General features: G+C 48.8%; 6 protein-coding genes. All 6 read right to left on the bottom strand.

Annotated features, from left to right (window positions below; genetic code table 11):
• Positions 1-232: 232 nt before the first annotated feature.
• On the bottom strand, positions 233-2,350 hold the full coding sequence (locus EL244_RS16055) for an ATP-dependent helicase (RefSeq protein ID WP_108478851.1): 2,118 nt from the start codon (positions 2,348-2,350) through the stop codon (positions 233-235).
• Complete coding sequence (locus EL244_RS16050) at positions 2,347-8,688, bottom strand: DEAD/DEAH box helicase (RefSeq protein ID WP_108478852.1); 6,342 nt, start codon at positions 8,686-8,688, stop codon at positions 2,347-2,349. Before EL244_RS16050 ends, EL244_RS16055 begins: the two co-directional genes overlap by 4 nt.
• Positions 8,688-13,622, bottom strand: coding sequence for a DNA methyltransferase family protein (locus EL244_RS16045; protein ID WP_115164747.1), 4,935 nt, complete (start codon positions 13,620-13,622; stop codon positions 8,688-8,690). Before EL244_RS16045 ends, EL244_RS16050 begins: the two co-directional genes overlap by 1 nt.
• A gap of 2 nt (positions 13,623-13,624) precedes the next feature.
• Positions 13,625-16,483: a DEAD/DEAH box helicase gene (locus EL244_RS16040; protein WP_126462265.1), complete on the bottom strand. Its 2,859-nt coding sequence runs from the start codon at positions 16,481-16,483 to the stop codon at positions 13,625-13,627.
• A 223-nt stretch (positions 16,484-16,706) separates the two neighbouring features.
• A complete protein-coding gene (locus EL244_RS16035) occupies positions 16,707-23,033 on the bottom strand; it encodes a motility-regulating DEAH-box RNA helicase (protein WP_108478855.1) in 6,327 nt (2,108 codons plus the stop codon).
• A complete protein-coding gene (locus EL244_RS16030; RefSeq protein WP_126462261.1) occupies positions 23,033-26,392 on the bottom strand; it encodes an STY4851/ECs_5259 family protein in 3,360 nt (1,119 codons plus the stop codon). Before EL244_RS16030 ends, EL244_RS16035 begins: the two co-directional genes overlap by 1 nt.
• Positions 26,393-26,528 lie beyond the last annotated feature (136 nt).

Here is a 26,528-nt window from a genome sequence, read left to right as displayed (position 1 = left end):
ACCCACACAGGGATGATTCTTGCCTGAGCGCCGTATGAATCTCAGAAGTTTTAAGACCGCGATATGAACGTATGTGGGCGATGACCGCAACGCTGGGTCAGAGTTGGCGCCAGCGATGTGATTCGCCCACTGAACGGACAGAAAATACATAAACCCTAAGATCCATATTTCTAGCTTCAATATCGTACTAAGAGCCAGAAAAATTCGCCCTCCAGGCCCATACAGAAAAATATTACTTAACGGTTAATAATGTACTTGGTACACCGAATGAAGAAACAAACAATCCTTTTACCGCACGAGTTGCTGCAACATGGAGCAGCGCACGTTCATTAAATAGTGCATCACGTTGTTCAACAGGATCGTCAGATGCTATGGCTTTTACTTCCGGTACAACGCCATCGTTGATACCGGCAAGGAACACATACTGGAACTCTAGCCCTTTAATGCGGTGCATTGTTGCAATGCGAACACCGGCCCGTTGATCACTGTCGCCACTATCGTTCCCTAAATTAAAAGTTTCAATTCCCGCTTCATTCAGAGCTGACACATAGCGCTCATTCGTATGCCGCGTGCGGGAAGTAATGCAGATATCCTGGGAACGGACATCATTGGCTAACAACACCTGAATTTGCTTGATAATCGTCTCAGCCTCTTCCTTAAAATCTGAAGCATGAGTAATCATGGGTTTTTCACCATGAAGCAATGATAAATAATCGTTGCAGGAATCAGTTTCACCATCCAGGTTGTCAACCTTAACGCCGGTTAACAACCCGACAGCAAACTGTCGCGTCTCTTCTGTAGTCCGGTAGTTAATTTTCAGTTTTTTACTACGGCGCCCACGAACGTTAATCCCACACTGACCTAGAACGACTTTATTGCGGTAAATACGCTGATGGCCATCACCCACGATAAAGAGATCGTTAGGAGACTCTGGAACTAGGCTACGAATAAGGGTAAAGGCCGGTGCGCCTATATCCTGAGCTTCATCGACTACGATACTGCTATAAGGCAATTGCACCTGCTTTTCTTTAAACAGAATGATAGCCTCATGCATGGCATCACCCATCTCTCGCAGTTTGGCTCGCGCCATTTGTGCCCGGAACTCTTCGAACACAGGCCAGATTTTCGCACGCTGAATACGGGATAACGCCGTGCCACGACCAATACGACTCACCTTCAGATATTCTTCACGGCTGTAAACCGCATTCGGCTGAACAACACGTTGCCACTCTTCAGAATAAAAGTTATCAGGTAATCCCAATTCAGCAGGGACTTGCTGCAAGGCATAGTTCCAGCATTTACGTCGCCCTTCATCGCTGTCATACACCACACGGAAATCATATCCATGGCGTTTAAGCTGCTCGCTCATCCAGGCATCAATGTTAACAACTTCAATACGTGCCATCTCTTCACGGCTACACAAACGCTGGAGGTTGGCGCGAATATCCGCCGCCAGGTTACGGGTGAAGGTCGTGAACAGAACTTTTTTTCCGGGTTTATCGACCAGGCGTTGGGACAACCAACGTGCACGATGCATCGCAACAACTGTTTTGCCCGTGCCTGCACCACCTAATACACGTACCGGACCATTTGCCGGAGACTCTACCAGTTTTCGCTGGCTCGGATGGAGGAAGACTCTCCATTTTTCCAGTGGCGCGTTGAGCATTTGCAGTAGCTCTTGTTCATTCTCAACGACATGGAAGCGACGTTTACTTCGTTCCATCGCCTCAATAAAGTCGTTGGTATCAACAGGCTCATCACGGTGCTCGTTAAACTCCTCCAGCACTTCCCGGTAATCCAGACCTTCTGCCAGCCAGTGTAGGGGTTCCCAGGCTTCCGCAGGCATCACACTTTCCAGCTGATTCAGCCCTGCGGCATCTACAAGTGCCATCACCTGCTCAATAAACACAGGAGGAACACCCAGCGCGAGGATCTGCTCTGCCGTATAAGCAGCAAAGAGTTTAGGTTTATCAACAACAGTCGGCTCGGGTGTAGGTTTGATATAGCTGGTGTCAATCACCTGAATCGCACCGGTTACCGGGTGAATCGCACATTCGTGTCGCCGCGCCCAGTCGTAGGCTTCGTCGTGCTTATCCACCCACATCAGCATATACAGAGTACCCTGCTCAGGTTTCAGGACGATCCCCCGGTAGGTTTGGTCAATACGCACGGAATGCACATTATTGCTGCGTGCATCGTGGATCTTTTCGTAGTTCAGCCCATTACTCGTCGGATCCTGGCGGAACTTGGAGATGAATTCCTGGACCTTTTTTTGCTGCGCTTTAGGAATCCGCGCAAAAGCCCCCAGAAAACCATCAGAAAGTGCCACCTTTGGCGTTGGAATCGTCATTTGTTACCTCCGGACAGATGCTGCAATGTATTTTCGTCAATTGGCCCGAATGCAACGTGCCAACCCTTACTTTCGAATAAAGCAGTAAAGTCCTGATTATCTATAATCAAGGCTTGCTTTTGTAACGGCCAGGCGAGATCGGCTTCTGCAATAATTTCGCCATCGTCATCCTGCAATTCATATCCTACTGTCGGTGCAGGTAGCGATAATGACTGAAGCAAAGCGATTTCTTCTGTACTCAACAAACCGAACTCAATTATCTCCGCCCAGCTCTCATCAGATTGAATCTCTGCTACCACCGACGTCTCAATTTTGGCTGCTCCAGACTCTTGCGGTGAGTTAACCGCTTTACGACTGGTAAACGTCATATCTGGCAAGAACTGCAGTAAATTCACCATCCGCCAGAAACCGTTAAATCCGGCTTCATAGCCATCATCCTGAGAATAACGATCGTCAAAGCAAATATGCAGCCTCAACCAATTTCGCATTTGTTCAATGCTTGTCGTTGATTTAATGGCTTGTTGCGGTACAACAGCTGCCAGCTCAATGAACAGTTGTGATGAGCTACAGCTATCCAGTAAACCGCCAAATACAAATGGTTCATCAGGCAAAAGTGCATTCAACCGATAAGCGGGAGCGTTCTCCTGCATTTCATAGGCGTACTTTTGTTTGACTCCGGTATCCTGCGACTTTTTAGGATCCAGCCACACCCAGGCATAAGCTGCAGCCATTTTCTGCCATAGCAGAGTTTTATTAACGGGATCAGTGAGATAATCGAGTAACAGTGCGAAACTGTTTCTCTCCCTGAATGAACCTTCAAGCCTCGCAAAGTTTGTATCATGGAACGGGTTATAAAACTTAGGCTGTTTCATATCCGGGTTATGCCCAAGCCCCATGACATCCTGAACATGTTTCAGTCCTTGTTCTTGAAGGTCTGCCCAGGTCACTGTCCATACCCAAAATTTCCCGCTGTCTTTAATCGCCTGCCGTTTTTGGACATCATCCGATACGCTATCTTTATGAAAAGCAAAACCATCCAGGAAAATTGCTACCGGTTTTATCTTTTCTGACTGCATCAGAGGATAGAGCACATAATCTGGTCGGCTAAGGATGCCAACCCCTTCTTTAACCCCTAAATCAACCTGTGCTTTGAGATGCCAGCTCATCGCCGGTTCTGTACGGGTATTAATAATCCAGCCTGCGTTCTGATGGGCATAACTCCGGCTCACGAGAAGATTTTTGTTATCCTGCAGGCAGTGAATGAACCTTTTTTCCAGTTCACTCCCCATCATGGCATCAAGCGAAATGTTTTTGATGGAATCAATAACGCGTATAGAAGCACTGGCCTTCAGGATTTTTGCCAGTAAGAGACGCGCCTGATCTCTTGATACATACTTCATACGCCCGCGGTCACGGTATGCGTAAACACAGCGATAGCAGCCGTCTTTATGCGTATCATGGTTGCAGCTGCATTCCACTAGCGCCTTGTAGGCTAGCTCAAGTAATTTCAGCAGGTTGTCAGGTGTACGCATCAATTCTTTGAGTGAGCCGGTCCCCCCTGGTACGGTGTCGTAAATCACCAGATACTGACGCCAGGATTCGCCCTCATTTTCCGGCTCGCGATATACCACGCCTTTCAGGTGATCCACGTTACCTTTGAAGTAATGTTTGAGCCCAAGCTGAATGGCTGCCCCCAGGGAGGCTTCTACCACGCGATCGTTACTGTAGCTGGTTACCGGCAGCAGGATACGCAACGCCTCAGATTCCAGTTGGCGATAAAGGTAGAGATAATCTTCAAACTTCGCTTTTTCGGGTTCAGCGCGATATTTACAGCTCAGGTCATGACGTGGTTCATGATCTCGAGGGCGCTGCACCATGCCGCAGCCGAGGCAAACTTTAAACCCGGTGCGTTTCTTTGCCTCTCCTGCGATCATCAGCTCATTGGCATCATCCGCCATTTTGCCAAAGTTGATATCTCGCAGAGTCACTTTGCTCAAAAACTCAAAGCCAAACGGGATATCTCCTTCATCAATAGCATAAGCGGCCGATACATCCTCTTTTTCGAAGCTGACCAGTAGCTGTCGCTGGAAGAATGCCGGTTCGCGACTATCGCTCTCATCACTGATCTGGCTGTCACGGGCGCTTGAGCGGGCATAAACCTGGCGAAGCTTCAGTAACGTCGTTTTTTGCCCGGCATCAGCCCAACCCGGTGTGCCGCATTTTGGGCAGTATTTATGCTGATCGCCGGTCTGATCGATATTCTCGCTGTAATTACAGTGGCTACAAATACGCCAGTTTTCAGGCTCAGACACTTTAAGGTCAATCTGTTCGATTTCAACTTTATGCCCGCCCGCATAGAAGTTATTCAACGGGGCAAGCTCAGCCAGGGCCGTTGAAGCCGGACGTTCGTATTCGTAGGTCGTGTTCTGATACTCACGCGTTTCCCCACCGTCCTTGCGCCGCCACAGCACAGAACGCAGCGTAATACCGGCCTCCGGGAAGGCATAGTTGGGAAGTAATCCTTCATCGGTGAGGAAATTAAGCGTCTGCTTGTTATTGATCTGGTTCACCAGCGTCATCAGCGCCTGACGTTCCGAAGTCAACTCGCGCATATCGCTGTCAAAGTTTTGATCGTGCGGGTCGCTATCCAGCTTGTCGATACTACGCTTGAGCTTATCAATCCGGGAACGCAACGATTTGCGATCTTCCACCAGCAGTTTTAATGCCTCTTCAATACGTTGCACCAGGGAACGTTGTCCTGGTGCCCCTTGCAAATATGACAGGAGCTGTAGACGTGTGTCTTCCGTAAGGTCAGGGAAGATGGACGAGAACTGCGCAGCAATATCCACATGATTCTGTTCGACGTAACGCAGGAAGTTATAAGGGAACCCAGATTTGTGTCCAAACTCCAGCCCGTCCAGCATCTGTTTCACGTTTTTGCTGATAGCAGATGCCGGGACGCCGGTTTTCACCCAGTTGTCCATGCAGAATGCAGCCAGCTGACGCTCCAAAATAGCCGTTGCGTTCAGGAACACACCTGGAGCCTGTACCTGCCCTTGCATCATTTCCAGAGGTTCTTCAAAGAAGAACTGATCGTGCGGGTTCCCCTCAGCCACCGTAATGTTAAGCGCATTGCCGTCTTTACGCCCGGCACGACCAATACGCTGTAAGTAATTAGCCTGCGCGGGTGGAACAGAACAGAGTAATACCGTAGAAAGGTCACCCACATCGATACCCATCTCCAGCGTCGGTGTTGCCGAGAGCAGGTTGATATTCCATGGCTGATTACCGCGGTAGAACGATTTTTCCGTAGCCTCACGATCTTCACGGCTTAGTAATCCGGTATGCTCTGCCCCCTGAACACGCGCGATGTCCATATTATCCCAGTGCCAGGTCACTGTATTTTCAGCTTCCTGATAGTGCCCCTCACAGCGCAGAGAAAGGCATGGCGCGTTTCGCCAGTGCCAGCCCTGATCGGCCGGAGCCCGAACAACCTCACGACAGCAAGTGCAGTTTAGCTGAACAACATCACGACTCACCACCAGCGCCGAAGGTACTAGCCCCCAAGCTTCTTTGCCTTTTGTGTCAAAGTCTTTTACCAACCCGGTCATTTTCAGTGTCGCAAACAGACGTCGTAAAACCGTCTCGGCCAGGCTGCTGATAAACAGATTATTGCCGTTGCTGAGCGTGCGGTTGATCCAATGCTGATACCAGCTGGGGTTGGATTTCGCACCAATCAGTCGATGGAAGCCATTTATTTTTTCAAACGAGGCATAGGCCGGTTTACGCGTTTTCGGACCAATAGACGGCATATAGCGCGAAGTTCGCTCCTTCTGCGTCATCATAAAGGTCTTACCCTCGCGCCGATAACTTTCGAACGCCGGATGCAGAACAGCTCCCGCCTGCCGCTGATGCCAAAGAACGCCAATCACCAGGTGTGCCACCTGCTCAACGCTGACCCCAACCATTTCATCACCCAGCTCCTCGACAAGCTGTTGGTGAAGCGCCGTTATCGCTGAATTGAAACGTGCAATATCAATTCCTGCGGCTGCGTAACCAGTGGCCTCCAGCGTACGTCCAATTCGTGCGCGTAGGGTAAATTCGCTGTATACCTCCCAGTCGAGACGAAGAGAAACCAGCTCCGGTAAATTGGAACTCTCTGCCAGCTGGCCTTCGTTCTTCAGCGTCTGGTAATCGTTCATCCACTGCATGTTAGGCGCGATGAAGCTCGCGGCAAAATGAGCATCATCCGGTGAACGTTCACGCGCTTGCTGGCAGACGCGTGCCGCAAAGGCATCCAACGGTAACGTTTCTTTTTCACCCAACACGCTGGCGATTTGTCCGCGTACCATCAACGGCCAAGTTCGGGCGGTAAAGAAACTGGCGCGGTGTGCGGCATCCTGTACCGAGTCAGAAAACGTAATCAGCTTTTTATGTTCGTTGAACTGGCTGCCATAAAGCTGGTGGATCATCACCGCTGACAGGCTGGCTGCCTGTGACCCAAGAATCGAAATACCCTGTTTGCTGTTGCAGTACGGACATTCGTTAGCAAATTCCAGCTCATCCTTACGCTCTTTGAGCATATCCGGGATGAGTACTTGTAGCAGATCAGTATGGCCACAATGCCCACACTGCACGTTAGTTTGCTTATTGAGTTTTAAACAGGAAGGGCACAGTTTCTGGTGAACACCGCTGACCGGTTTATCGTTGTTGTCCGGGAAGGCTAATACAATCGAACGGCCTTTTTCGAAGAACTGACGATAAATACCGTCCAGGTCGGTTTCGAGTTGAACACTCTGACCATGGCGCAGGCTCGCCCAACCGGTAGCATGGCAGTCACGACAGTGAATAACGGGAAGGTAATGTTCGCGATTTTCCACCGCGACATCATCAGCAAAAACAAGCTCAGGTGTTTTTGACACGCTGGCAACCAGGCGGCGCATCTCGCGCAACCACAGCTGAGAACGTAGTTGCACAAAAGGCAGAACGGGACGTGCTTTATTCGCCTGTAGGCGCTTTTCCCGATCTTCCTGTTTTTCTGGAACCTCTAGGCGTGCCTGGGCAATCAGTGCCAGAATGCTTTGCAGCACGCGGGTCGCATGCCCGGCGCTTTCCGCCAGCATCACCTGGAGATTTTCCAGGCACTGCTGTTCCGACAAAATACCCCCCTGCAAATCCTCAAGCAGTACGTGCAGGATGCTGTGGCGGCGTAACAATGAGCCCAACTCAATACGCTTTTCACGTCCGAGCTCGCTGTCCAGATCGGCAGGTAATTGCAGTGAACTATCCGGGAACCACAGCGGAATTTGTCCGTTCAGATAATCTACCGGGCTGGCGTACGTTTGCGGATCCAGCGCTGCGCTGACATCCTGTCCCGGATACTGACTGTACTCGATGGTATAACCTTGCAGATACTCTGCCGCCGTGTAGCGATCTTCGCGAATAACCGCGTCATCGCTAAACGGCTGATCAAAGATCGTTTTCGCGTAATCGAGTAGTTGCCCCAGTTCGTCACCTACGGTAGCCGACGTCCCCACGCAGGTAAAACGCTTGTCATCGACACCAATATGATGCTTTAAGCGGCGCACCAGACAAGCCAAATCCGATCCCTGCGCACCATCAAACGTATGCAGTTCATCCACCACCAGATAACGCAGTGACCCTGGCTGGTTATAGCGCCAGAGTTTCTGATCGCCGGGGCGCATCAGCAGGTAATCCAGCATCTTATAGTTGGTTAGCAGGATATCCGGCGGATTCTCACGCAGGGTATGTTTGCAGGTGATGACTTTATCCGCAGACATCTTTTTGCTGGGTTCGATTTCACTGTCGCCGACAAACAGGCCGACGGTCACTTTGCCATGCAGCTGCGGATCGCTGGCGATGGTTTTAGCGAAACGGCTGGCCTGATCGGTTGCCAGGGCGTTCATCGGGTAAATGATGATCGCTTTCACACCGGCCTCTGATGCCCCAGCACAATGGTTAAGCAGCGGGAACATAAAACATTCCGTTTTACCAGAACCTGTCCCGGTCGCCACCAGCGTCGGCTGAGGCGTCTCGATACCCAGGCGTTGAAACGCCTGCGCCTGATGCGCGTGCGGTGGGAACGGCAGCGTCAGGTTGGGGAAGAAATTCAGCGGTAAGTCACTTTTACGAAACGGAAGCTGAGCAGAAAGATACGGCCCTTTCAGCAGCGTTTCCGGCTGGGCTAGAAATTGCTCCAGCATCGAGACGTTATTATTTTCTTCACCATTAAACAGCGGGCTGTTAAGCGGGAAGGCTGCCCGTAAAAAGGAGGCAACGCTGTCGGCAACCTGCCGACTGACAACAGAAGGCAGCATCAGGCGCTCTCCTTATCTTGTGCAAAGAATGCCCAGGCCACTTTGTAGTCGTCTTCGCGATCCGGCTTGATAAACGGAGCCTGCCAGGTGACGGTTCGGCGCTCACCTTCGTCGCTGCGAGTATAGTCATCAAAAGTGACGCTGACGGTACCAGTTTGCAGATGCTTGACATCATCCCAGCCAATAGCTTGATCAGTACAGTCGCCACCGGACCAGTCCGGGCTGTCGACGTTAAAGACAAAACCGTTTTTTAGGTCGACTTTACGCGCGGTGCGCGGGAGGCCAACGCCCACCAGGCCTTTACTTGGGGTAAAGATAATGCGGCCGTTTTGATCGTACCAGGTGTCGGCTTCGTACTGGCGCATGACCGGGAACTGAACGCGATAGATGGTAAGCAGTTCTTCAAGGGTTAACCCCAGCGCCTGCGCCACCAGTACGTCGATTTCCACCAGCGCCTGACGGCGACTGTAGTCAGAGCGTAATGCACAATTGCGCTGCCACTCAGGGGTCAGATTGGCGAAGAAATCTTGTGGAAGTTGCGGGAGATTGCGGCTCCAGCGCAGGGTGTTGAAGTTCGGGTTGTAGCAGGATTGCCAGAGATCGGTATAACTGCTCACAAGCGATACGAGACACAGTGCTCGACTATGCAGTGCCGTACGATAAGCATCATTTGTAAGTACTGGCAGTTGGTTAATAAGAGAGGTATTGGCATGCCCCATACCAGTACTTTTAACCCGATAATCCAACGGTACAGAAAGCGTCATTGAAAAATAATCGAGCAATGTTTGAGTATTGTTAAATGCTGAGCCCAGGCAAGTATTAATGTGACTTACACCCGGTGGAACAATTGTTGAAATCAACGTTCTCTCCGAAGATGGCCCTATCATTTCACGATTCACAAAACGATAATAATCCGTCACCTTTCTCGGTTCATCTTCACCAAGTTCAGTCCATGTAACGCGTGGAGTACGTTTGGCATACTCCTGCGCATCACATGCCGGAATATAGTTAGTGCGCGGCAGGTAATCGTCGGGCAAAGTTAGCAGGTCCAGGCAGTCATAATCGCTGTTTAACGTACAGTTTTGGCGTGGAGTTTTGTAGAACGGCGTCCCAACAAAGAAGTGCGGGCCAGACAATACCCATTGTGATGCATCCTCAGGGAACTGCGTCTTACGTTCAATAGTGCCGTCTTTCTGCTGGTTTGTTTCATGCCACATTTCCAGGGATAAATATTGCCCCTGTAAATCACCCAATCTCTTCGGCTGATTAGCAAACTTCTCCAGTACTGCAACAAGTTGTCTAGCATGCAAGGCTGGCAAACGCGCTTGCCATGCAGGAGTTCCTTCACTGTCATACAGACGAGCAAATAATGAGAGCTCCTTTAGACCAATATGAATTAGTCTTGAACGGTGGCCCGATGTATTCCAGGAAACTTTGATTTTGCCTTCAATTTCCTGCTCATCTTTGATACCAGGAACAGGGCCTACATTGTTGTGTTCAAAAGAGGCATCAATAGCGCTTACTGCGTAAACATTTGACATATTAATAAAGGACGGCGTTGTATTCTGCGGTCCATATACGTTAATGCTGAACATCGTTGCATGATGCACTTCAGCAAAAAGACTCAATTCGTTATGAAATTGAAAATGTGTCCTCAACCTCGGATACACCGCCGCACGTAATTGCCCGCCTTTCGGGTCGTCATAAATCCCTTCCGGGTGCAGGAAACCTGCCACGCCATTCTGCGATCCTAAACGCCATGCCTGCGGCAGGAAGCATTTATACAGGTTAGTCTGCACACCACGCAGTACCGGGTAGTTCTGCTGCGCATTCAGGAAGTTTTGCATCCCTTCACAACCTTCATACTCGCTGCGCCAGGCCGCTTCCAGCGCCGGAATCTGATTAAAGGTATCAACACGCAACATCGCCAGCTTCGAGGCGCTCAGCTTACGCAGCACAAACTCCGGCTCGTAATCGCCCAGCACGCCAGCCTCCTGCCATTCTACTTTCAACCACGGCGGGTTTCCGAGCATCAGGTCAAAGCCGCCGCGTTCGGCAAACAGATCGCAGAATTCCAGATCCCAATGGAAGAATCGGTGCTGCTTCTTCAGCGCATCAACAATCGCCAGACGCGGCAAATGACGGAACAGTACTTCAGTTTTTAGGCGGCCTGCACCAGAAAACAGCGAAGATTCTTCACGCACAATATCCTCGTCGGCAAACAGATTGCCGGTGGCCTGCTCTGCAACTTCAGTGACTCTTTTCGTGACGACAATACCGTCGATCAGTGTCTCCATCTCCATTAGCCACATGCCGCGATCTGGCAGTTCATTCGCTTTGTCGATTGGCCAGAACCATAGCGCACACCAGTAGTCCATCACCCAGCGCAGTTTCTGATAGGTACTGTTATCTTCGAGGCGACCGCTGAAGGTTTCATCTTTACTGCGTATAGAAGAGCGGACTTGAGCCGTATTATCCGCAGGCCATACTGGGTAATTGTCGGCGGTTTTCTGGCGCTCGGCTTTCAACTGCTGTCGGAATGTGTTCCAGAGCGCTTCCACTTTGCCACTAATGCGCTGCACATCAGCAACCTCATGCGCTTCAAAGCTTTTGGTAAACTCTTTGCGCCAGCTGTCCAGCGCTTTGAAATCATCCGGATAGCGCTGCTTAACGGTTTTGTCGCTGTAGTTGGCCATACCGCTATCTGGCAGCAGGAAGTGGAAAATCTGCTTATCTTCGCGTGGAATATTCATCGCCAGCACGGCCGGTTCGCTGTTAAGCCAGCTCGGCTCTTTCGCTTTTTTGTAAGTCAGCTCGCTCTTGTTGAACACCTGACGGCGTGCGCCAACCAGCGAGTTGCCGCAGTGCAGCTGGTAGCCAAACCACGGTACAAATGCATCGCCGCTGATGGCATTCAGCCACAGCGACACTTCCGCCAGTTCCACCGCCACCGGGTTCAAGTCCACGCCGAATACGTTGTTGTCGGCAATGTACATCTTCACCCTTTGCAGCTCCTGGGTGTAGCGATCCTGAGGAATACGGCGACCTTCCGCCTGCTGTTTGTGGAACAGGTAAGCTTCCGCCAGCTGGTTGATGGCTTCGTTAAGGAATGCTGCGCTGCCCATCGCCGGTTCGCACACGGTGAGGTTTAATATGGCGTCGGCTTTGGCGTGCGGATCGGTAATCGGATCAATTTGCTCTTTAAACAGCTCTTTCAGGGCATATTTGACTAACGAGCGGGTCAGCACTTCCGGGGTGTAGTAAGAGGCGGATTTTTCGCGGTCACGCCCGGCCATCCGATAGATAAAGCTGCCTTTACGGTGAATACGCAGGCTGCCGTCTTTTTCGTAAACCTTCTCGTCGTCGTGGTATTTACCGATCTCGTCTTTGCTGACGAAGTAGCCTGTCTCCAGCTCGTTAAACTCTTCTCCGGCTTTTTTGACCTCGTAGAGGTCATCACTGGCAAAGAACCCTCGGTAAGAGAGCAGCGCTTCATACACTGCACCTAACTGGTTGATACCCAATTGGCGATAGGAGATACGCCCCCGGCGATTAAAACGTCCTTTACCCGGGCGGCTTAACGACATCGCCTGAATAATTTGTTGCAGGGTTTCGTTGCGAAACACCACACGGTTAAGAATGCGGGTGTTATTCGCTTCAAACAGATGGCTTTCCAGACGTGGTACGCTGAATTGATGGCTGTGAATAGTGATCCTGTCGCCGCTTTCCAGATCGCTCTGCATCTTCACGCCGCCGCTGTAGCCGTCACGCACCAGTTTGAACAGCATATTCAGGCTATCGTGGAAGTAGCGCCCGTTGCGATCTTCTTCACTGGTCAACGGGATCATCTCCAGATCGCGCAGCGTTTCCAGGCTGTAGCCCTGCAGATAAGTTTTGGCGGTCATCGGCGCATAGCCCAGTTCCGGGCGCGCTTCTATGTAGAAAAGGAACAACAGACGATACATATACCGCAGGCATTCACGGCTCAACTCATCCGGGTTAATAGCACGTTTCCCGGTATAATAAGCCAGCTCGTTGTCGATGAGATAACGCATCGCTTCATTACCCAACAGCTCAATGCTCTCACGCAGGGCATATTTCAGATCTTCCGACACGCCAAACGCATGTTTGTGCGAATTGTCATCCAGCGAATCGAGATATGGCGCACCGCTGCCGGGTAACAGCGAGTCTTTGTGTAACAACACCGACGTCGCTTTCAACGTATCCGTTTCACGACGGCTTAAAATTTCTTCAAAATCAAAACGCAGCAGACGGTTTTGCGCCCACTTAGTACGATCCAGCAATAACAGCTGGCGATTGCCAAGCAGCAGTACAAAACGCGGCGGTTCATTTTGCGTGAAGACCACCGTGGAGAGCAGATCCTGCCAGCTACGGTATTCGCCGTTCGCTTTTTTACGCAGACTGTCGCGCTTATGTTTATCGGTATCTGCCGGGAACTGCGCGGTCAGCAGCGACAGCGCCAGCGGATCCAGCGTTCCTTCATCCTGATCATGTGCTTCAACAATCCACAGCCATGGGCTGCCGTCGGTACTGTTGTAACGAGCCAGTACCGGCAAAGGCGTATCGTCATCCAGCATCTGAATGTGCGGATTGAGTTCATAACCCAATGCCTTTAACAGCGGTTGCCAGCGACTGCGCTGATCAGCTAGACGCTGTGGGATCTGGCGCTGTTTTTCATGTTCAGTGAGTTTACGGAAAAACTCTGTCGCCAGGCTGTTAAGCTGGTTCCATGGCGCACGGTAGCCCGCCTCAACCTCTTTGCCCTGTTCACGGGCTGCGCGTTCAGCTTCGCGAGCGGTATTTTCCTGCTCAATCCAGGGTTCCAGTACATCGCGAATATCGCTGGTAAAGACTTCGCCCAGATAGTGGTTAGAGTAAAACTCGTTTTCGTTATTAATACCGACCAGCGCCATGATTAGCCCTCCGCTCCGGTGATTACAGCAATAACCTGGATGTAGGGCTCTTTTTCGGTGGTCATGGTGTCCTCAATCCATTGGATGTAGCTGTCAAAATTGTGTTCGATTTCGCGCTGACGTTGTTCTTTGCGGCTCTGTTTCACTGAAAGCTGCTGTTTATTATCGGCAAAATCCAGCTCCAGTTGATTCAGCTGACGCCCACGCAGAACGTCCAGCTTCTGTAGATGCTCATTGAGCTGCTGATTGATACGCTCCTCAAAAGCATTTCGATCGTGAACAAACACATCCCGCGCATGGGCGATTGCCGCTTCCAGCAGATCCTGCTGGCGTTGATGGTTACGATCTTTGCCGCCACTGTTAGTCAGCTTGCTCCTCAGTTGCGGATGTCGTTTCAGGAACTCAGCAAAAGGCAGGCTACCGCTTAACGTTTCGCGGTTAAAGCTCACCACCAGCCACGGGTTCACCATCGGGTGCGACTTACGGTTCGGGAACAACCCGGAAAGGATGAAATGATCCTCATCAGGTTCAAACAGGTGCGGCAGGCGCATCACCGGAGCCTGGTGGCGACCAAAGGCAGACTGAATTTTGTCGTCTAACCACTGCACGACCGGGTTAATTTGCCAGAGATACTGCACATCGGGCCAGGCATGTTGCTCACCGCGCGCACGCGAAATGGCTTCCGTAATAACAGTTTTGTCCTGGCTTAGATAAAGCAGCCAGTTTTCCGGCGCAATTTCCGGCGGTAACTGGTTAAAGCGACGGCGTAAGTCCTCCGGTGCCACCAGCGATAAGGTGTTATCAGGCATGGTATCGTATTGCACGGTCTGGCCGCAGGTCTTCAGATAGCCTAGCGCTTTTTCGCAGTATGCCTGCTCATTATCAAACAGACTAATGTCACTTTCGGTCACGATCGAAGCATCGCTGGACACTGCGCTGCAGATTTCGCCAAACAGGTCGTGTTCAGAATTTTCAGTGACATTGCTATTCAACAGGTCGTCGAACAGGCTGGCGCCATCGTCCTGCATCATGAATTCAGCAACCTGCTCTTCTTCCTCTTCCTGGGTAAATTTGCCAGTAAATTCGGAACTGTCGCCGATATTCTTCTGCGCCTGTTCGTCTTTATTGATCAGCACTTCCAGCACGCGCATATCACCGTTGATCTGCGGTTCACTGGCTTCAGTCAGCAAGTAACGGATCTGTGGCTGGTGTTTTTGCCCGTAGCGGTCAATACGTCCGTTACGCTGCTGGAATACCATCAGCGACCAAGGAATATCGAAGTGAATCATTTTATGGCTGAGGTGGTGCAGGTTGATACCTTCAGACGCGACATCCGAGCAGATGAGCAGGCGTAGCGGAGACTGGGATTTGCCAAACGCTTCGACGGTTTCCATCAGAACTGTATCGCCCTGATCGCCTCGCAACGTGGCAATTTGATCGTCTTTCAGCTTGAGATTGGAGCACAGTTGCTTCTCAAGGAACTCGAGCGTTTTGATACTCTCGGTAAAGATCACCAGACGATCTTCCGTGTTATTCGCTTTCCAGCGGAGATCGTTACGGATGGTCTCCAGCAACAACTGATACTTGCTGAACTGGCTGGCATCAATATTATTGAGCGCCAGCAGCAGTGACTCTAATTCGTTAATCTGGCTCTGACTGTTTATTTCTTTGCGGTTCTCAAGCCGCTTCAGGCGGTTAGCCACCACGCTGACACATGCCATTGGACTGGAGAACAACGCTTTTTCGAGCGTAATTTTGAACAGGCGGCCTTTATTTGACCGCGAGTCTTCATCATCATCGTCACGGAACTGACTCTCAACCAATCGGCGGTAGGCTTCCTCTTCAGGTCCGGTTGCCGGGCGCATCAATTTGACGATATTACGTTCCGGAAACTCGCCAGCCATCTGATCTTTTACGTCTTTTTTGAAGCGACGCACAACCAGATTTTTATCGGCAAAATCGGCGTATTCATACTCTTTCGGATTGGCAATGGCCGTCGGGTCGAGCATATTCATCAGGCTGGCAAAACTTTCAGCCTTACCGTCATGCGGCGTAGCTGAAAGCATAATCAACGTATCGCTGCGCCCGGCGAGCAATTTTGCCAGTTTGCTGCGCAAAGAGCTGGTCCCACGTTCAGCGACATTATGCGCTTCATCGATGACAATAATATCCCACCAGGCGTTTTCCAGATGGTGACGATATTCGATGTCTTGTTTCAGGGTATCGATGGAAATAATGCTCTTATCAAAATAGTGGAACGGGTTGTGGTTGGTTGGAATGCGGTTGCGCACCTTTTGTAAGCCAGCAGAGTCAAGCCGCGTCAACGGAATAGCAAAACGGCTCCAGAACTCTTTCTGGAATTGCGTGAGCATTGATTTAACCGCCAGCACAAGAATGCGTTTGCCACGTCCACGGCGAATCAGCTCTGAAACCAGAATACCAGCTTCTAGCGTTTTACCCAGCCCTACCACATCAGCAATTAATATCCGCTGGCGCGGCTGCGCCAGCGCCATACGCGTGGGATCGAGCTGAAATGGCATAGAGTCCATCGCAGCCTGATGTCCAAAATGGACTTTGCCGTCCGTCGGTACGCGTTGGCGTAGCTGGCTCTCTATGTACAACTGAGCCGCCTGGTAATTGGCTGACTCATCTTCCACCAGATTTGTTTTTGCTGGATCGAGAATCTCGACTTTTTGCTCCAGCTTTGTCAGAAACAGCCCTTCTTTACCGCGTACCAGCTCCGAAATGCCATCACAGGTCAGCAGATTGCCACCATCTCCGCTTTCATCCGCCCGGCGAATGCGCCACTCTGCATCACGAATAACCACCCGCATTCCAGGTGCATAATTTTGCTTATTCATCGGTTTTTCTGTCTGTATGAGGCAGTGGCGGTAACACTATCCCGATCGATGTGGCGCGGCACACTGCGATAAAAAAGATGGCCTTAAAGATAACATGAATGGCAGCATCAGGGGAATAAAATGGAATGTAATGCGCAGAAAACACGCAGAAATTTCAAACATCAACAATTAAAAAATGAGCCAGGTCAACTCCCCCACCATGAGTCGGTGGGGGAGTGTCCGTTTAGCCTGCGATGATATAACTCTTCAATCCATTATCCGGGGCTATAACCAATGCCCGGCATGTTGCCAGGCGCTCGACCTGATTCGGTATTCGTCCTGAAAAATCGAAGAATGTGTCACCTGTACAACGCCAGTAACTCAGTCCCATATCAAGTAACACATAATGTTCACTGCCATCGCTGAAGGTCACGGTCAGTTCACGTCCGTGATCGGTGTTCTGATTATCTCCTGCTAACCATGAGATTTTCCCTGACCAGGCAGGCCCAAGGTAGCCCTCTACCAGCAACGTGGTCATAACATGCTGGCGATCCTGCTCATCAAGCCATGCGTTATAGAGTGAATCGTGTTGGCGAGAACTGTACTCTAACTTTTTAACTGAAACAGTGAGTTCGGCGCGTTCTGCCAGCCCCTGTTCAACCAATTCCGTCAAAATTTCACCTAACAAACGTACAGTAAACGGGCTATTGAGATAACGATCACTATAATGGACGTGCGTAATTTCGCGTCGATTGGCAACAGCCTTCTTCCAGCCAGCATGCTGCTGAGCTATCAGTGCCCAGAAACGCGAACCAAAACCTTCCACCTGACCGTCAAGTTGTTGGCAGAGATTGATGCGTACCGCCCCGGCGGGTAACGCTGGCAGTAAGTCTTCTGCACTCAAGGTCTGACCCGAGAATATTTTTCTGGATGCCCCTTTAATCGTCACTACCGGCGATGCCGAGCTTTGTCCCCATAATTCACCGGGCGAAACGGTGGCATTGTCGTCAGCGGCCCACTGTTGGGTTTGCCCCTCACGAGTGACCTGTGCCAGCAAGAGCCCTTTCCCTTGCACAAGTTGCGCAGTGGCTATAGATTTCACTCGCAAGCGTTCACCCGGTATCGCCGCCAGCGCGGAAAGCTGATGTCTGGTGCTATCAGCTAAGTTTTCCAGCTGCGTGGCAATCAGCAACTCAACATTGCCCCCAGAGGAAGCAAACTGGAGTAACTCTTTAAATAATGGCCATTGCGCAAAATTCCACTGTTCCTGCGACCCAGCAAGGACCAACGAGCAGGAATCATAAACCTCGCTGTTTAGGCATTGCGCAATACGCAAACTGAGTGGGTTGGTTTCAACCCGGCTACTTTCTCCGAAGTACTGATATTCTGGCGCGAGATTAAGCCGCTGTAGCCGAAGATTAGTGAGCAGGGTCAATGCCTGGTGACGATCTAATTTGCCGACATAATGCTGGCTATCGTAGCTGAGCAAGCAGTGGTGACAGAATTTATCGCAGCTACAATCGAGCAATTTTCTGGCGTAATTAAAGACATCCGACCAATGATCGATCAATTGCACTGCATAACCCGCACCACCAGCATTATTATCGTAAATAAAGATAGAATATCCGGTGGGGCCATCAATATCGCGCGCTTGCTGCGTCGTCACGCCCAGCTCAGTATTTTCGATACCCAATTTATGCGCTAATCCTTCACGCAAAGCAACCGCAAGGGATCGAGCGGCAACATCATCAAGGATCAATTGACCATTATCACCATTGAGTTGCAGCTCAACCATATCCGTACGACTGCTATATCCCAACCACAGATCTTTATGAACATGACCGTGGCACAATTTATTGTTCCCCTGCCGATCATTACTACCGCCTCTCAACAGGTAGTGCGTATTTTCTTTCTCCGGGTTCTTTAGATTCTCCGGAGTACGCTGGGGCTGAGTTTGAGATTCTGCCCGGCCACAGGAAAGACAAATTGCGTAGCCATGACCAAATTCACCCTCACTGAAGTGGAACAATTCCCCGCTATGACTAAAACGGTAACGTCCGAGTCCAGCATCGGGTAAGGAGACCCATACCGAAGAAGGTACAAGAACACGAGGATCTTTCCAGGGAAGTTGCGCAGGCATGGATACATCATTATGTGCCTGATAACGAATGTCTGTCGCGAAACCGACAGGCTGTAAATACCGCTTCACATCAAGCTGCTGTATATCTGCCTTGCAGTGGCAACATTCGACAGGCCGGGTGGCGCTGGTCGCTCCCGTGCCGCATTTACGGCAATGCCAGAACCACGGAATATGATGATCGCCAGACAGCTCCTGCCCGCTGGCAAGTACTTTACCAAGCATAATACCCGAGGAACGATACACTTTTCCGCTCAATACCACATCAGCACCAGGAGCATATTCACGTAATGCTGTGGGCAGGTCACGGCTGGGCAGTTTTTCAATGCGGCGAGAAAAGTTTTCTCCCCCTTCATTAGGGTCAGCCTGAGTGGCTTTTATTGCGCGACGTCTTTCCAGTTCATCCGCGGTCAGATAATTGAAATTGACCACGCCAACCGGGAAACCATGACCCGGCAGGAACGCTTCACTGATGAGTTTAGAAAACAGATAAGCACCGCGATAATCACGAAGCTGATAAGTGATGGCTTTACCTGCTGGCGTTTCTTCCCACGCGCTGTTATCTGCTTTCAACGCTTCGACGTTTTCCAACAGTATGGCAAGTTGGCTTCTCCAACGAGTATCAACCAGCTGCATCATCGTTTGCGTACGAGTCAAGAGCTGTGGCGGCGTCAATGGCATCAGTACAGTTCCCTGGGTAAGGCGTTTAAGTTTATCCGCCAGCTGATCGGCCTGATGATTTAACCAATGGAGAAAACGAAGACACTGGCTATCATCACCTTCAAAGAACCATTTACAACTCAGTTTTGTCGCATCAGGAACTTCAGCTCGTAAAAACGCACCTAAAACCAATGCGTTAACATGCCGCTGAACAATACTACTGCTACCAAAACGAACCCGTGGGGCACTCGCAACGGTGTTGAACGCCCAGAGAGGGTCTTTGAATACCTCCATTCCATGCGCGGTGTTTTTACATAACGTAATGGCGGCAGATGCGCTTTCACCGCGACGGCCAGCACGGCCAGCACGCTGCAAATAATTCGCCGGAGCCGGAGGAACGTTATTCATCGCGACCAAACTCATACCACCAATATCCACGCCCATTTCCATGGTCGTGGAACAGTTCAACACATTGACTTTCCCTGCTTTAAATTGTTTTTCATTAAACTGGTTCTTCTCTGGTGTTCGCTGCGCTGAGTGTTCCTCCAGACGATACCAGCTATCTTTCAGGGCCAATCGATCACTGCGAGTAGACCATACCCCCTCCTCCCGAGCATGTTGAATGCGTTCATTACATTCCAGCCAGTGCAGGCGCTCTTCTCGCGCCATTTCTCCACCACCAGATAAACGCCAGTGACGCGCAGGAAGCTCAGGCATTTCAATCAATACAGCTTTTTCAGGTGCTATCTCTTTGCTACCTGGTAAATACGGAGAATAACCCAATAAAGTGACATCTAACGCACGGCGAGTATAGGGGCAACGCCAGACTTGCTTTGGACTGTAAAATTCAGCTTGTTGTTTAATGTCCAATTGATAACCCGATTCAAACTGACGCAGGCATGGTCGAATAGCTTCCCAGACCTCATTCATTAAGTAATTAACCAGCGCTTTCCAGTGAGCCTGCTCAGGCTGTATTGCCGGAAAGACAGCAATTAATAGCTTAATGACCCGGTTATAATGACGATCGCGTATTTGTGGCCAAAGTTGATCACGTTTCTGCCCTTTGTATTTTTTATCTGGCCCCTGCAGCATTTTTACCGGGAAACGTGCTCCCATCCAGCGAGGGTACTCCTCGTTTTCGTAAAAAACGGCACTGTTTTCACGTATAAAGAAATCAAGGGTAATCTTCAATAAATTACGCCATTCCGGTAATTGCTTATCGGGGTCGGGTAATAATGTCTTCCAGTCCTGCGGGCAGGTTGTGACTTTATCAATAAATGGATAGTGAATGGCCACCAGCCCCAGACTTTCGAGGGTCCAGGCATTTTTAGGGCGGCGACCAAACTCACTGTATAAACAAAAATCAGCAAACTGTTGTTTAGTAAGCTCAAGTCCAGACAAGTCTTTAAAACTGCCTCTCATTCTGTCCGCAAGGTCCACACTGCCAACAAGTTGTTCAGACAGAGTTTGCCACGACATGGTTTTCTTCTGCTGATTGCCTGAATTGACGAGGAGTATTTGCATTGCTTCAGCATGTTCCTGACTTAAGGAACTAACCATCGGCTCGATAATTCTAAGCGCCTGAACGTCTGCTGGGCTAAGCTTCTCATTCGAAACCATCGCTTTTCTCAGTGCGTCGATGGAATTTTTTAACGGAGGGATAGAAAACTGGGTAATAAAACTCTCTAACAATGCACAATGTGCCGGACTGAGCTTTACTGATGGCTCATTAATATTTGCCAGTTCCTGATAACAAAGGGTTCGTAACGTAGCTTTATCTACGTCCTGCTGTAATCGGGCAGAGATACGGGCGGTTCCCTGACGTGAATCCGTAAAGGTGAGCAAACGTCGACCATTAAACGGTCCTAACTGCTCTTCTCTTGTTTGCGGTAAAGGCGAAAATTCAAGCAGAGTAGGAATAATTTCATTTAAAAAAAAGGGTGCACCGAGTCGAAGCGGACGGAACAAAGGATTATTTTTCCGTTGGGTGTCACCACAACAAACACAAGCAAAGGAATTATTGCGTCCCTCACCTCGAGATTCAGGTCTTAGCAGATTTATCTCATAGTGCTTTTGCGCCTCGCGGTCGATTTTACCCGCCGTCGCTTCCTCCAGTGAAATGATATATTTTTCACCATCGCTCGCTATAAGACGATCAAATTGGGAGTTATTTTCTAATTCGTTGTTATCTTCATCTTCAGAATAAACATCGAGATCAAGAGCGAACTCATCCTCTTCGGCAGCAGCAGGTTGCGCCAACAACCAGCTCGTTCCATCACCGCGCACTTCCTCCTTGGCAGACAAATAAGCTGAACCACACCCGGAGCAACGTAAGATTTCAAATACAGGCGCACCACAGTCACAATATTGGCGTTGTTCAAACCATACCTGACCAAATGGCCAGTCACTCTCACCTAATTCACTCGCTTTATGTGCGCATTGTTTATTTGAACATGCCCATAGGCCCGCGAGTGTTCGGATAAACCCATGCATACGTAATGGCGTAAAAGCTAGTGAAAATTTAGATTCACCCTCTCGCGATTTCGCCATCAGATCGAGAAGCTGCAGCAGCTCACGGTGATTAATGTCTGGCCAGGTTCTTTTGGCAACATTGAGCAATTCACTCAAACGTACCGCCAGGCGTCCGGGGCGAGTTAACGCCTGACGCAATTGCTGGGCCACACGGTAATTGCACAGCTGTTGGTAAAGTTCCTGAGAACTTAGTGAGTTAAGAGATGCTAAAGATGTGGGATATTCATGACGAATAAGAGACTCCGATATCGGCGGTATTTGTCGATAGCCGCGAACTACTTTTACATCACGTTCTGTGACCCCCGCGAGATCGGCAACAAATTTAGCAAGTTCTTTATTACCTTCAGGAGAATCTTCACCAATAGTGGCCGAGGTAGCAATGATTTGCACAGGTTTATCTGTACCAGGTCCAACATTGAAGGCCTGCATGACGCGACGTAAAAGCAGCGCTAATTCAGCTGCCTGAGAGCCAATATAACTGTGAGCCTCATCAAGGACGATATACTTCAGCATTCCCTGGGACTTTTCAATGACAGGGGCATCTTTGCGACGAATCAGCATATATTCCAGCATCGTGGTATTCGTCACCATGATGGACGGTGGGGCTTCATAAATGGCTTCCCGACTCAATGCCTGTTCAGGTACTTTGAGCTGGTCTTCCTGAACTTCATATTTGGTATGCCGGGTTTCGCCATTATATAGCGCAAAGCGTATCTTCCCTTTAAACCCGCGAGTCCACTCGCGAAGCCGCTCTTGCTGACTATTTATTAGCGCATTCAACGGATACAAGAAAATAGCCTGCGTCCCTGTTAGTGACTGCCGGGTCAAATTTTGCTGACGAATAAGATCTTCCAGCACCGGCACCATAAAACATTCTGTTTTTCCTGACCCTGTACCACTGCTCACTAATAGGGACTGCTTGTCTTCAAGAATCGTTCGCCACGCAGTTAGCTGATGACGAAACGGCACTGGCGCATTGCTCAAAGCATCAACCAGCGGGCTGGAGATCAGTTTGTCACGCAAATCCTCCATTGTTTCATCCGCAGGCATCCAGCCAAACGTACTTTCGAATACCGGATCTGCAAGCAGTGACCCCCCCAGACCTGGAGGCTGGAAATATTGAGATTCCAGATATTGACTCAACGACTTGCTCCGCAATGCCAGCTGATTTACTACCGACCTCACCGCACGCTGATGAAGCTGATTTAGAAGTGGCGCATAATGCAGTTGCTGAACGTTCATCAATGACATACTCCAGCTTGTTCAAAATAATACTGATAGATAACCCCCAATTGCTGCGGGGCTTGCTGATAGTGAAATTCAAAAAGTGCAGTTAGCTGATGCATAAGTTTATTGTTTCTTTGGGAGAGCAGCGCCGCGACTAACATCAAATTAAAACGTTTTTCAAAACGAGTGTGATATGTGTTTTCGATCCAAAATTTATTAAAAACAGATTTAAGGTCTGGAGTAATAGCACTATCCCAAAGCTCTTTAGAAAAAATGCTGACACGTCCAAAACTATCTGGGTTTCTTAATAACATCTGTTTGGCATCATTAAACTGCTCGCGGCTTACAGATGGCAATACAGTGCAACCTGCAGGTAATATCTCACTATGTGTAAGCAACATATTAGCGATGGGAACTAATCGACGATCGATATGCGCTTGATGATTTATAAATGCAATAAATGGCTGTAGTATATTTAATGCAAATGCCTTATCATTAATCTGTTTTTCCAGAGAATACCAACACTGTTCAAAGACATCTTTCCATATTGAAACAGGAATCCATCCCCATGAGAAGGGTAATTCCTCCTGTATATCATAAATAGCATCACTATCCCCAGAAAGACATGATGATATTAACAACTGAACAACCACGCAATAATTACTCGAAATTTCTCTAAATAAATCCAGTTCCAGCAAAGGCAAGCTATTATTCAACTTATATTTTTTAATGTACTCAACCAACAAATAACAAGAGTTTTGCAAAGGATTATTTTTCATTTCCAAAAACAGCGCATTACAATATTCCTTGCGTTGTTCTGGCGATGCGTTGCATATAGCATTTAGAAATAAATCATCTGTCTGTAATGTAGGTAGCATCCATTTAATCACTGGTGCAATACGAATTGCACCATCAATTTTACCCACAATTAGCCATGGGCCACCTTGATTATTCAACGTCGAGAAATCATAACCAGACTCATCTTTTTTCAGCAGGACTGTACATAAGTCAGGAGTATTAAGAGAAATGGCTTCAACAACCATGTCGTCTATTTTATGGTAAGGAAAAACAATAGAATCTTTTATATCAACCAGCAATCTTTCATCACCCTCAATAAAACGGCCATCGTAGCGTTTAATATTGAGTGTTGTTTTGTCCTTACCAAATCTGTCAGAGTAAAAATCAACACGTAATGTACTATCATTTTTCCATGCACATGCAAGCATGGCGTTCAGCAGATTATAATTCTCATAAAGTGAAATCTGTTGCAATTTTTCATTACGGCCAGATAACAATGGAATATCCGCATGTAAATAATGAAATTTTTCAGACATCGGGTTTTCATCCAACAACTCGATATTAAGATATCCTTTCCCGGCACAAGATATTGTTAACAGCTCAGCGTCCACGCCATGCAAATGTGCTATAGATGCAACACCGTCAAAATGAACAGAACCATCATTACTTACAAACCGTCCACCGCTAACGGGCTTAGGTAATAACAATTTAAGATTAGAACCATCTTTCCAGGATACTCGTAAATTGATGGTGCTCTCTAGCATCTGTGATGAATTACAATCAATAACACACTCGTTTTGCAAATAATCTGATTTAAGTGTTACTTTTTCATTGTTTGAATATTTATCAACCCTTGCATCCGTTATACCAGAGAGTACAATAACTCCTTGCTGAGCAGTCTCGGGAATAATTTGAATATCGAAATCTGCTGGCAAAATCACAACTTTACCGCTAAATAAAACCTCACCATTGACTATTCGCCTGACTTCTATCTGCCCTTTCGGCATTACTGATGCGACAGAAAACCAAGAGTTGTTACCTGAACGAATAGATCGCCAAAAAAGTTCGTTCTCTGGTACAATGCCATGCTGCATATCCTTTTTCCAGCCGATCTTTGGCCAGGCACGATGGACAGGATAATCAGATTTTACCAGATCGATCTCTGTCGGTTTTATATAATACTCAATCGCAGAATCATAAAGTTGCTGCGTGCGAATCGTACAAACTGCGCCATCATGTAAAACAACGCTGAATACTCCGCTTATTTTAGTTAAGCTACGTTCACTATTTTTCAGCAACCTCGGGATATCAAACTCACCTTCTCCACTAATATCCAAATGACTATTTGTCGGTAGCGAAATAAACAGAGAGTTTTGCCTGGAACTAACAGAGCCCATGCCGACAAGTTTTAACTGCGATTCGCTCTCATTCATCGCTTCAAAAACCCATGGTAAATCTTCGGTAAGCTCATAACCCCCTTTGGGAATTACGTGACCTAGCAGAATCGGCCCTTCATGGAGCGACAACGATATTTCGGTCATCGCATCTGCCCCAGAGAGTTTTTGCATAGCGAAGGGTAATAACTCTACTCGCCAATCTTGCTGTTCATAACGGCTTAGCATTGCCAACCGGGCCCCACCATTTCTCCATTTTGCAGAAATGATGAGTCGTGTCTGTTCCGGCTGAATATTGCTTTCAAACAGGGATATTAACTGTTCAGTACGTATTGTGGCCGGAAATCGAAACCGGGCATCGCAATACCAACTGTCATCAACATCAACCCATATCCTTTCAACCAGCACATTGCTTGATATACGGGGCTCTGAAGATTGAGAAAGTAATCGTCTTACAATCTCTGAGGCATTCTCTTCCGGGAGTACCAACGGAAGTTGAAGATGCCAGTCAGGATATTGTTTGCGTAGTGAGGAAACGGGGTCCTGACCATGAGTGGGATGCTCATTGAGTAACGTATGAAGTGTCTCGCAAAATTCACCAGCTATTTCATAGACGAGTTCATTTTGCATTGTCACAGGAATAGTGTCGCCCAGTTCTTGTGCGATTATTTCCGCAGGACGCCTTGACGATTGCCCACGTAGTGCCTGATAAATTCGTCTGAAATAGGTTATTAAATAGCCACTTTCATTTTCAATCATCCGGATGGGCAAACCGCCTTCGCAAGCCAGAGTATGCAGATAACCCGATGCTTGACCCAGACTTCTCACCTTTCTTTTCCAGTAACGAATCCCATCATTTACCAGCTTTTGCCGATGTGCGTAAGGTACCTTCCAGCCAATCGATTCTAAAATAACGTCCCATCTTGGATGTCCTGCAGTATGGTTACGGCGGATAAACTCAGCGGCGTATATGCTGAACAAAACATCACTGTAAGAAATGAATATGGTTTTGGGGTAGTTACGTGGAACATGGGCACGAAGAAGAGCAGCCAAACTTTCATACTCTGCATCATGACAACGGTAAGCATACAGCGCCCTCCCATCAGCTCCGGGTAATGAACGACTGCTAAAAAACGCATTGAGCCATCGCAAAAGTGGGTTAACTGGAGTTTTCACAAGCAACCTTCCTTCGATTGATACAATTAGTAACAGATTACTATGATTGCAGAAAAGCTCAATGCCTGAGACCAACCAAATATGATAGAAATCATGTATATCTTGGCGAAAGTTGATACAATCAACGAAGATTCACTGGCTT

It is taken from the genome of Providencia rustigianii (assembly GCF_900637755.1).
GTDB lineage: Bacteria > Pseudomonadota > Gammaproteobacteria > Enterobacterales > Enterobacteriaceae > Providencia > Providencia rustigianii.
Note: the sequence above shows the minus strand (reverse complement) of the source record. Positions and strands in the feature narration are given on the sequence as shown.